Here is a 9,866-nt window from a genome sequence, read left to right on the forward strand (position 1 = left end):
CGCGAACACGAACTGCCCGAACGAGCCGCCCGCGTCACGATGCCGGCCGCCAGGCCGCGGCGGGCCGGCTCGATCAGGCGTGTGGTCGCCGCCATCAGCACCGCCGGCCCGGCCATGCCGGCGCCGCCAGCGGCCAACACACCGATCGAGAGGACGAGGCCCGCCGTCGTGTCCATGTAGGGCGTGATCGCGGTGCCCAGCGTGACCAGCAAGACACCGACGAAGATCACGCGCCCCGCTCCGATGCGGTCGGCCACCATGCCGGCGAAGGGCTGCGTCAGCCCCCACCACAGCTGGCCGCAGGCGAAAGCCAGGCTGATACTTCCGATGCCCAGGCCGGTGTGGGTGTTCAGCGTGCCGAGGAACAGGCCCATCGACTGGCGCACGCCCATCGTCAGCGCGAAGGCGCCGGCCGCGGCCAACAGCACCAGGCCGAGGTGCGGCAGCGCGCGGGGCTGCACGACGGCAGCGGCATTTGCGGCGTCAGGCATCGCTGTCGTCCTCTTCGGCATCGTCGAGCCGGGCCAGGCAGTCGTCGATCAGCGCATGCAGCGCCACCACCTGCGCCGGACCGAGCCGCGCGTTCAGCGCCAGCTGCGCCTGCTTCCAGGCGCGCTGCGCCTCGGCGCGCTTGGCCTGCCCGGACTCGGTGGCCTCGACGAGCCGGCTGCGCGCATCGTCGCCCGGCCCGAGCGCCACCCAGCCCTGCACCAGCAACGGCTGCAGGTTGCGCGTCAGCGTCGAGGCATCCAGGCGCATGTGGCGGGCCAGGTCGCCGGGCCGGATCGGTCCCAGCCGCACCACGTGCGACAGCAGCGAGTACTGCGTGTTCTTCAGCCCGAGCGGCGCCACGTAGCGTCGTAGTGGCGCGTCACGGCGCGACTGAGCTGCCGCAGCTTCAGGTTGGTGCAGCCCTGCGGGGCGGCGACCGCCGGACGTGAGGGTGGGGGAGGTGTCATGAATTTATTGTAGCTACAATTGTTGTATCTGCAATAAAATGCACGGCACCATGCATCCACCAACCCCCAACGACGACGGCGCGGCCACCCTGGCGCGCTGGCAGGCCGACGAAGCCACCGTCCGCGAACGCAACCCGCGCTACGGCCTGAGCCGACCGGAACAGGTGGCCCCGTTGAGCGGCCAGCAGTTCTTCGACGCCGTGTTCGCTGGCGAGCTGCCGCTGGCACCGATCTTCGAGACCCTGGACTTCGTGCCCATCCACATGGCGCGCGGCGTGGCGGTGTTCCAGGGCCGGCCGCTGGCGCGCCACTACAACCCCATGGGCACGGTGCATGGCGGCTGGTTCGCCACGCTGCTCGACTCGGCCGTGGCGTGCGCAGTGCACACGGCGCTGCCGGCCGGCAAGACCTACACGACGGTGGAGCTGAAGATCAGCCTGGTGAAGGCGCTGACCGCGAAGGTACCGCTGGTACGCGCCGAGGGCCGACTGATCCACCTGGGTCGCAGCCTGGGCACCGCCGACGGCCGCCTGGTCGGCCCCGACGGCACGCTGTACGCTCACGCCTCGACCACCTGCTTCGTCCTCGACCGGCCCCCTTCCCCATGAGACTGCTCCACACCATGTTGCGCGTCGGCGACCTGCCACGCTCGATCGACTTCTACACCCAGGTGCTCGGCATGACGCTGCTGCGCACCACCGAGCGACCGGCGCAGAAGTACAGCCTCGCCTTCCTCGGTTACGGCAGCAACCCCGAGCACGCCGAGATCGAGCTCACGTACAACCACGGTGTCGACCGCTACGAACTCGGCACCGCCTACGGTCACCTCGCGATCGGCGTGCCCGACGTGGCGGCCACCTGCGCCGCGGTGCGCGCGAAGGCACAGGCGCTCGGCGGCGCCATCACCCGCGAGCCCGGTCCGGTGCAGGGGGGCAGCACGGTGATCGCCTTCATCACCGATCCCGACGGCTACAAGATCGAACTGATCGAGCGCGCGTAAATTGGCCGGCTTCGGCGTGGTTTTTCCCGCGATCCGCCGGCCCACCGGCGCTTGACAGGAGCGGGTCTCAGACGGCAATCTTGTTGCCGTGCAGCAAGCCCTGGATTACGACCCCGAGCCCGCCTCCTGCGCCGTCGAATCCGGCGCCGTTTCGGTCGTGCCGCTGCGCGATCCCCAACAGATGCTCGAACGCACGCTGGCCGAGCGGCCGGCGCGACGCGACCTCTGGATCTTCGGCTACGCCTCGTTGATCTGGCGCCCGGAATTCGAGGCCGCCGAACAGCGGCTGGCCCGCGTGCACGGCCAGCACCGTGCCTTCCGCATGCGCTCGCGCATCAACCGCGGCACGCCGGAACGCCCCGGTCTCGTGTGCGCCCTGGTGCCGGGCGGCTCCTGCTCCGGTATGGTCTACCGGCTCGAGCCGTCGCGGGCCGACGCGGAACTGCGCCGCCTGTGGGACCGCGAGATGTTCTCCGGCGTCTACGATCCGAAATGGCTGCAGTGCCAGACCGCCCATGGTCAGGTCACGGCGCTGGCGTTCACCCTCAGCAAGCGCAGCCCCAACTACATCGGCGAGCTGGATGACGACACGCTGATCGGCATCCTGCGCCATGCGCGCGGCCGCTTCGGCAGCACGCTCGACTACCTGGTCGAAACAGCGGCCTGCCTGCGTCGCTGCGGTATCCGCGACCTCGCGATCGAGCGCCAGGTGGCGCTGGCGCAGCGCGCCGGCCTCACGGCGTAGACCGGCCCCGGCTGCCGCCGTTCGAGCCCGCGGGCCGGACGCAGGCCGAGGGTGCATCATCGTGGCCCCGCAGGCACTGCGTACCGGCCCTTCTTCGATGCAACACGAACCCGCGATCGACGACACCCGTCCGACCGATCAAGTGCCTGCGGCGGCGAGCGCAGACGAGCCGCATCCCGTGCTGTTGCAAATGCCGATCGGCGTGCGCAGCCTTTCGCTCGCCGTGCTGGCGGTGCTGGCGTGCCTGGTCGCGCTGCGTTGGGCCAGCGCGGTGTTCATCCCGCTGTTGCTGGGGCTGATGTTCAGCTACGCGCTGTCGCCGATCGTCGATCGGATGGTGCGTTGGCGCATTCCGCGCTCGCTGGCCGCGGCGGTACTGCTGCTGGCCATCCTCGCCGGTGCCGGCTCGACCGCCTACTCGCTCGGCGACGACGCCAGCGAGCTGATCGAGAGCCTGCCGGCCGCCGCCCAGAAGCTGCGCCAAGCCGTGAGGGCGGCTCGCAACGAGCCGACCAGCAAGATGGAGACGATGCAGAAGGCCGTCACCCAGCTCGAGCAGGCCGCCGAGGAGGCCGCCTCCTCGGCGGCGGGCCAGCGCGGGGTGCAACGGGTGCAGATCGAGCCGCGCAAGTTCAGCATCCGGGACTACCTGTGGAGCAGCACGCTGGGCCTGGCTTGGCTGATCGGGCAGGCTACCGTCGTCTGCTTCATCACCTACTTCCTGATCGCGTCGGGCAACAGCTTTCGCCGCAAGATGGTGAAGATCGCGGGTCCGACCTTCGCGCAACGGCGCGTCACGGTGGAGGCACTGGACGAGATCACCGAGCAGATCCAGCGCTACCTCCTGGTGCAATTGCTCATCAGCGCCCTGGTCGGCGTGGCGACCTGGCTCGCCTTCCTCTGGATCGGCCTGGAGCACGCCGCCGTCTGGGGCATCGTGGCCGCGGTACTGAACCTCGTACCCTACATCGGCTCGATCGCGGTCACCGTCGGCTCGGCCCTGGTCGCCTTCCTGCAGTTCGGCACGCTCGACATGGCGCTGGTGGTGGGCGGCGTTTCGCTGGTGCTCCACTGCATCAGCGGCTACCTGATCACGCCCTGGCTGACCAGCCGCACCAGCCGCATGAGCCCGGTGGTGGTGTTCGTGGGCGTGCTGGCCTGGGGCTGGCTGTGGGGCATCTGGGGGCTGCTGCTCGGCGTGCCGATCCTGATGGCCGTCAAGGCCGTGTGCGACCGCGTCGAGGACCTCAAGCCGCTCGGAGAACTGCTGGGCGACTAGCCGCGACCGCGCACGCGGCGGTGACCGCAGGGTCAGTCCACCGCAGCTTCGCCGGCGTGCGCAGCGTGCAGACCGCGCAGCCTCTCCAGATCCTGCTCGGTGTCCACGTCGAGCAGCACGCCGCCGTCAGGCACCTCGACCCCGAAAGCCGGATAGCGCGCCACCAGACGCCGTGCGCCCTCGTCGCCGCTGAGCCGCGCCAGTTCGGAGTACAGCTCGGCGGCGAACGCCACCGGATGGCCGCGCCGCCCGCGGTGCTGGGCATACACCACCGGGTGGTGCGGCATCGCGGCCGCCACGGCGCGCAGGGTGGCGGGCTGCACCAGCGGCATGTCACCGGGCAGCACCATCCAGCCGCTGGCATTCGAGCGGGCGGTGACGCCAGCGGCGATCGAGTCCCCCATGCCGAACGGCTGTTCGTCGCCGTTGCCCGGCAGAACGACCACATCGCGTGCCGCGATGGTGGCGGTGACGCGAGCCTGCAGCGCCTCGGTCGTCACCACGACCACCGGCAGGCGGCTCTGGATCACGTGCGCGAGCGTCGTCTCGAGCACCGTCGAGTCGCCGAACGGCTGCTCGAGCTTGTGAGCACGTGCGCTGCGCCCACTGCGGAAGCGCACGCCGCGCCCTGCCGCCAACACCACCACCACCGGCCCTTGTCGCACCGACATCCCCCCAGCTTGCGTTTTGCCGTCGCCAGCATTGGCGCGGCCTGTCTTGCGATCAAACCGCGACCCCGTGCAATCCGGAAGTGGGAGCTCTACCTAAGGCCTCACCCGCGGCCGGCGCGCCAGAGTGCTCCACCCGGCGCGTCTCGGCGCTCCACGCCCGGCCGACCCGGGGGCTAACCCGGACGCTTGAACGCCCACCCAGAAGGTAATCGGCCTTGCGTGCTGCTTGTCAGGCCAGTGCCTCGAAAGGCAGCTTGCGCAGGCGCTTGCCGGTCAGCGCAGCGACGGCATTGGCCACCGCCGGCGCGATCGGCGGCACGCCGGGTTCGCCCAGGCCGGTGGGTGGATCGTTGCTCGGCACGAAATGCACCGCCACCGGCGGCGCATCCGTGATGCGCGGTGGTGCGAAGTCGCTGAACTGGCTCTGCTCCACCACCCCGTCCTTCAGCGTGATCGCGAAGCCCGGCTGGATCATCGACAGGCCGAACACCGCGCCGCCCTGGATCTGCGCCTCGGCCGCCGTCGGGTTGACGACCTGGTTGGCATGCACGCCGGCCGTGACCGCATGCACCTTCGGTCGGCCGTCGATGAGGGACACGTCGACCACGTAGGCCACCACCGAGCCGAAGGACTCGTGCACCGCCACACCCCAGGCATGGCCGGCCGGGAGGGACTTGCCGTAGCCCGACTTGTCGACCGCGAGCTTCAGTGCGGCCACGTGGCGCGCGTGCTTCTTCGGGTCGAGCTTCGCGAGCCGCCAGGCCACCGGATCCTGGCCCGCCGCACGCGCCACCTCATCGGCCAGCGTCTCCATCACGAAGCCGGTGTGGGTGTGGCCGACCGAGCGCCACCACAGCACCGGCACTGCGACGTCCGGGTGCGTGGCGCGCAGCCGCATCGGCATCCCATAGGTGTTCTCGACCACACCCTCGGTCATCGTGTGGTCGATGCCGTCCTTGACCAGGAAGGACTCGAACGGCGTGCCTTTCACCAGCGACTGGCCGACGATCACGTGATCCCAGCCCTGCACCTGCCCCTGCGCGCCGAGCGCGATGTCGACACGGTGCAGGTGAGCCGGCCGGTAGTAGCCGCCCTTGATGTCGTCCTCGCGGCTCCACATCACCATCAACGGCGATTTCGGATCCTTGGCGTGCCAGGCCTTGGCGATGCCGGCGGCCTCGCGCAGGTAGTCCGAGCTCGGGACCGCGCGCCGCCCGAAGCCGCCGCCGGCCGGCAGCGTGTTCAGCGTCACCTGCTCGGGCTTGAGGCCCAGCGTCTGCGCGATCGCCGTCTGGTCGACGGTCTGGAACTGCGTGCCCGCCCACACGGTGGCGCGATCGGCCTTCAGTTCGAAGGTCGCGTTCAGCGGTTCCATCGGCGCGTGTGCGAGGTAGGGGAATTCGTACTCGGCGCTGATCTTCTTCGGCGCCGCCTTCGCGGCGGCCTCGATCGCGGCGCCGTCACCGGCGAGAGCCGTGAGCTTCGGCGCCTTGGCCTCGTCGCGGTACTGGGCCAGCAGCTTGTCGCTGCTGACCGTGCCGCCGACACCGGCCTTCCATTTCACCTGCAACGCCTCGCGGCCCTGCTTGGCGGGCCAGTAGCCGTCGGCGATGACGGCCAAGCCCGTGCCGCCGCGGTCGGTCGACACCTGGAACACGTCGATCACGCCCTTGATGGCCTTCGCCTTGCTCGCGTCGAAGCTCTCGACCTGGCCACCGAAGGTCGGCGCCCGCTGCAGCAGCGCGACCTTCATGCCCGGCAGGCGGTGGTCGATGCCGTAGCGCTTCTTGCCTGACACGGAGGCGACCGCGTCGATGCGGCCCTTGCCGTGGCCGATGATGCGGTAGTCGGCCGGCGCCTTCAGCGCCACGCTCGACGGCACCGGCTGCTTCGCCGCCGCGGCAGCCAGCGAGGCGTAGGTCGCCCGCTTGCTGCCATGGCGCACCACGCCGGCCTCGGTACTGCAGGCCTCCGCCGGCACCTTCCACTGCGCGGCGGCCGCTGCGACCAGCATCATGCGGGTGGCCGCGCCGACCTGACGGTACTGCAGCCAGGAGTTCGGCACCGCGCTGGAGCCGCCGGTCATCTGGATGCCGAACAGCGGGTCCTTGTAGGCCTCGCCTGCCGGCGCGAGGCTGGCGCGCACGTGCTTCCAGTCGACGTCGAGCTCCTCGGCCACCAGCATCGGCAGCGCGGTCAGCGCGCCCTGGCCGAAGTCGAGCCGGTTGACGCGGATCTCCACCGTGTTGTCGGGATAGATCTTGATGAAGGGGCTGGGGTCGACCGGCTTCTTCGGCGCGGCGGGCGCGCCCTCCTCGGCCGCCAGCGCGGCCGGTGCCGACCAGGTGACGGCCAGCCCGCCGCCGCCGAGCGCGCTGAGCTTGAGGAAGCCACGGCGGTCGAATTCGCCGGAGCGGGCGTCGGTATCGGGGGCCGGCGACTGGCCGGCGAGGCGTTTGGCGACGAGTGCGAAGTCCATCGGGGCGTCCTCAGGCGATGCGCTTCGCGGCGTCATGGATGGCGGCGCGGATGCGTTGGTAGGTGCCGCAACGGCAGATGTTGCCGGCCATCGCGGCGTCGATGTCGGCGTCGCTCGGCGCCTTGTTGCTCTTCAGCAGACCGGTCGCGCTCATGATCTGGCCACTCTGACAGTAGCCGCACTGGGCGACGTCGTGCTCGATCCAGGCCGCCTGCACCGCCTTGCCGACCTTGTCGTTGCCGACGGCCTCGATCGTCGTGACCTTCTTGCCCGCGACCATCGACACCGGCGTGATGCACGAGCGCGTGGGCTGCCCGTCCACGTGGACGGTACAGGCGCCGCAGGCGGCGATGCCGCAGCCGAACTTGGTGCCTGTCATCGCCAGATCGTCGCGCAAGGTCCACAGCAAGGGAGTGGCCGGGTCGACATCGACGCTGGTCGCCTTGCCGTTCAGTGTGAAGCGCGTGCTCATGGTTTCTCCCGATTCTGGAAGTCACGGACTGTGCTCCGTGATGCCGGACGCATCGCGGCGGTGCGCGGAATCCTGACCGAAAGTCAGGGCCAAGTTGGCCTTCCGCCAGCCGCCTACACTTTTATGCATGCGCCCCGACATTGCCGACCTCCGCAAGAGCTACGAACAGGGTGAACTCGACGAAGCCCATTCGGCCGCCGACCCGCTGCAGCAGTTCGAGCAGTGGCTCGATCAGGCGCTGAAGGCCGAGCTGCCCGAGCCCAACGCGATGACGCTCGCCACGGTCGGCGCCGACGGCCGCCCGTCGACGCGCGTCGTGCTGATCAAGGGCTGCGACGCGCGCGGCATCGTCTGGTACACCAACTACGAGAGCCGCAAGGGCCGCGAACTGGCCGCACACCCGTTCGCGGCGCTGCAGTTCCACTGGGTCGATCTCGAGCGCGTGGTGCGCATCGAAGGCCGGGTCGAGAAGGTCAGCGACACCGAGTCGGACGCCTACTACCGCTCCCGACCGCTCGACTCGCGCCTCGGCGCCTGGGCCTCGCCGCAGAGCCAGGTGATCGCGTCGCGGGCGGTGCTGGTGGCCAACGCGGCGAAGGTCGGCGCGCAGTTCCTGCTGAACCCGCCGCGCCCGCCGCACTGGGGCGGCTTCCGGCTGCTGCCGGACCGCTGGGAGTTCTGGCAGGGCCGCAAGAGCCGCCTGCACGACCGGCTGCGCTACACGCAGCAGCCCACCGGGGGCTGGCTGCGAGAGCGCCTGGCGCCATAGCGCCAGGCACACATCAGAACGCGACGCGCAAACCGGCGCTGAGGCTGCGTCCCGGCAGTGGCGCCAGATCGCGCACCGTCGCCACCGAGCCGGCGTTGTAGGCCAGCCGGTCGGTCAGGTTGTCGAGCTTGACGAAGAACAGCGCATCGTTGCCGTCCCAGGCCAGCCGCTTGCTGAGGGCCAGGTTGATCAGCGTATAGCCGGCGGTGGGCTCGTCGTCGTCCGGCACGCGGTCCTGCTTCTGCGCACGCACCACCTCGCCGCGCAGCGTCCAGCCCTCGAGCCCATAGGCCGCGCCGATCTTGACGCGCAGCGGCGCGATGCGCGGCAGCGGCTCGCCGGTGCTGCGGTTGGTGGCTCTTACCGCATCGAGCTGCGCCTCCAGATCGACCGTCCGGGCGCCTTCCAGCACGCGCCAGGCGCCTTCCAGTTCGAAGCCGCTGAGCCGCGCCTTGACGCCCTGGAAGGCGTAGACCGGGAAGGCCTCGCCTTCGTCGTTGACGAAGTCCGGTTCACCGGTGCGCAGCAGCGCGATGTAGTTCGAGAAGTTGCTGACGAAGGCGCCGGCCCGCAGTCGGTCGTGCCCGGACTTCCACTCCAGTGCCAAGTCGAGGTTGCTGCCTTTCTCCTTGCCCAGTTCCGCATCACCGCGCTCGAAGGCGGCGGTGGCGATGTGCACGCCGTTGGCGAACAGCTCGTAGTTGGTCGGCGCGCGCTCGGTGTAGGTCAGGTTGCCGTTGAGCTGCCAGCCGCTGCCGAAGGCCGGGGCCAGGTCCCACACGCCGCCGACGGCCGCGCTGCCGGCCGTGTAGCGGCGGCTCAGCGCATCGCCGAACTTCGGGTCGGCGGCGCCCGCGTCGCCTTCGGACTCGATGCGATGGCGCTCGACCCGCGCGCCGAAGCTGAGGCGCGAGGCGCCTTGCAGCTTCAGCTCCTCGTGCGCGAACAGCGCGAGCTGATCGCTGGTGGTGCTGGGCACGAAGGCCTCTTCGCCCAGCGCCTCGAACCTGGCGTGCTCGGCCTGCAGGCCGAACACGCCCTTCAGGTCACCGAGCGGCGCGTGCTCGAACTCCAGCCGGCCGTCGCTGCCCTTGTTCTTGAAGGTGGTGCCCACCTCGCCGGTTCCTTCGACCTCCTGGTGCTGGTAGTCGGTGGCCTGCAGGCGCGCGCGCACGCTGCGGATCGGGCCGCCCAGGTCGCGCCACTCACCGGCCAGCGCGAACTTGTCGCGCCGCATGCGGATCAGCACGTCGTCCTCGGCCACGATGCCGTAGTCGTTGCGGTAGGTGTCGACCGACGCGCCCAGGTAGCCATGGTCCCACTGCATCGACGCACCGAGGGCGCCGCCCTTGGCATCGCTGGCCGAGTTGACGATGCGGTCGCGCCGCTCGGTGCCGCCGCCGTCGACGGGGCGGTCGAAATCGGGCACGCGCAGGTCGTCGGTCTTGCGTGCGAACACGTCGGCGTGGATCGCCAGGCCGTTGCCGCCGGC

The 9,866-nt window shown here is 70.2% G+C and carries 9 protein-coding genes and 2 pseudogenes; 5 read left to right on the forward strand and 6 right to left on the reverse strand.

Annotation, left to right across the window (positions count from 1 at the left end; translation table 11 throughout):
• Together x551_RS14425 and x551_RS14430 are read right to left on the reverse strand one after the other, a co-directional pair.
• Positions 1-491 (reverse strand): annotated as a pseudogene (locus tag x551_RS14425) (MFS transporter); the annotation flags it as partial.
• A pseudogene (locus x551_RS14430) lies at positions 484-959 on the reverse strand (MarR family winged helix-turn-helix transcriptional regulator). The pseudogenes x551_RS14425 and x551_RS14430, both read right to left, overlap by 8 nt.
• A gap of 50 nt (positions 960-1,009) precedes the next feature.
• Here x551_RS14430 and x551_RS14435 point away from each other — a divergent pair.
• The 4 genes from x551_RS14435 to x551_RS14450 all read left to right on the forward strand — a co-directional run bounded on the left by x551_RS14435 (position 1,010) and on the right by x551_RS14450 (position 3,983).
• Complete coding sequence (locus tag x551_RS14435) at positions 1,010-1,567, forward strand: PaaI family thioesterase (RefSeq protein WP_036233486.1); 558 nt, start codon at positions 1,010-1,012, stop codon at positions 1,565-1,567.
• Positions 1,564-1,959: a lactoylglutathione lyase gene (gene gloA, locus x551_RS14440; RefSeq protein WP_011830507.1), complete on the forward strand. Its 396-nt coding sequence runs from the start codon at positions 1,564-1,566 to the stop codon at positions 1,957-1,959. Before x551_RS14435 ends, gloA begins: the two co-directional genes overlap by 4 nt.
• A gap of 88 nt (positions 1,960-2,047) precedes the next feature.
• Positions 2,048-2,704, forward strand: a complete 657-nt coding sequence (locus x551_RS14445) for a gamma-glutamylcyclotransferase (protein ID WP_036233471.1) — start codon at positions 2,048-2,050, stop codon at positions 2,702-2,704.
• Positions 2,705-2,882: 178 nt separating this feature from the next.
• On the forward strand, positions 2,883-3,983 hold the full coding sequence (locus tag x551_RS14450) for an AI-2E family transporter (protein ID WP_310732253.1): 1,101 nt from the start codon (positions 2,883-2,885) through the stop codon (positions 3,981-3,983).
• A 32-nt stretch (positions 3,984-4,015) separates the two neighbouring features.
• Here x551_RS14450 and x551_RS14455 read toward each other — a convergent pair whose 3' ends face one another.
• From x551_RS14455 to x551_RS14465, 3 genes are all read right to left on the reverse strand, one after another.
• Complete coding sequence (locus x551_RS14455) at positions 4,016-4,648, reverse strand: nucleotidyltransferase family protein (RefSeq protein WP_051495789.1); 633 nt, start codon at positions 4,646-4,648, stop codon at positions 4,016-4,018.
• Positions 4,649-4,883: 235 nt separating this feature from the next.
• The gene (locus tag x551_RS14460) at positions 4,884-7,133 is read right to left on the reverse strand and encodes a xanthine dehydrogenase family protein molybdopterin-binding subunit (protein WP_036249134.1); all 2,250 of its coding nucleotides are present in this window, start codon (positions 7,131-7,133) and stop codon (positions 4,884-4,886) included.
• Positions 7,134-7,143: 10 nt separating this feature from the next.
• Complete coding sequence (locus x551_RS14465) at positions 7,144-7,605, reverse strand: (2Fe-2S)-binding protein (protein WP_011830512.1); 462 nt, start codon at positions 7,603-7,605, stop codon at positions 7,144-7,146.
• A gap of 127 nt (positions 7,606-7,732) precedes the next feature.
• Between x551_RS14465 and pdxH the strand changes: the two genes are divergently transcribed.
• Positions 7,733-8,374 (forward strand): pyridoxamine 5'-phosphate oxidase, encoded by a 642-nt coding sequence (pdxH, locus tag x551_RS14470; protein ID WP_036233478.1) that lies wholly within the window; start codon positions 7,733-7,735, stop codon positions 8,372-8,374.
• 13 nt (positions 8,375-8,387) lie between these two features.
• On the opposite strand, the gene x551_RS14475 is transcribed toward pdxH, so the two are convergent.
• The coding region (locus tag x551_RS14475; protein ID WP_036249136.1) for a TonB-dependent receptor at positions 8,388-9,866 on the reverse strand (1,479 nt) is incomplete at its 5' end.

The organism is Methylibium sp. T29 (genome assembly GCF_000576205.1).
Taxonomy (GTDB): Bacteria; Pseudomonadota; Gammaproteobacteria; order Burkholderiales; family Burkholderiaceae_C; genus Methylibium; species Methylibium petroleiphilum.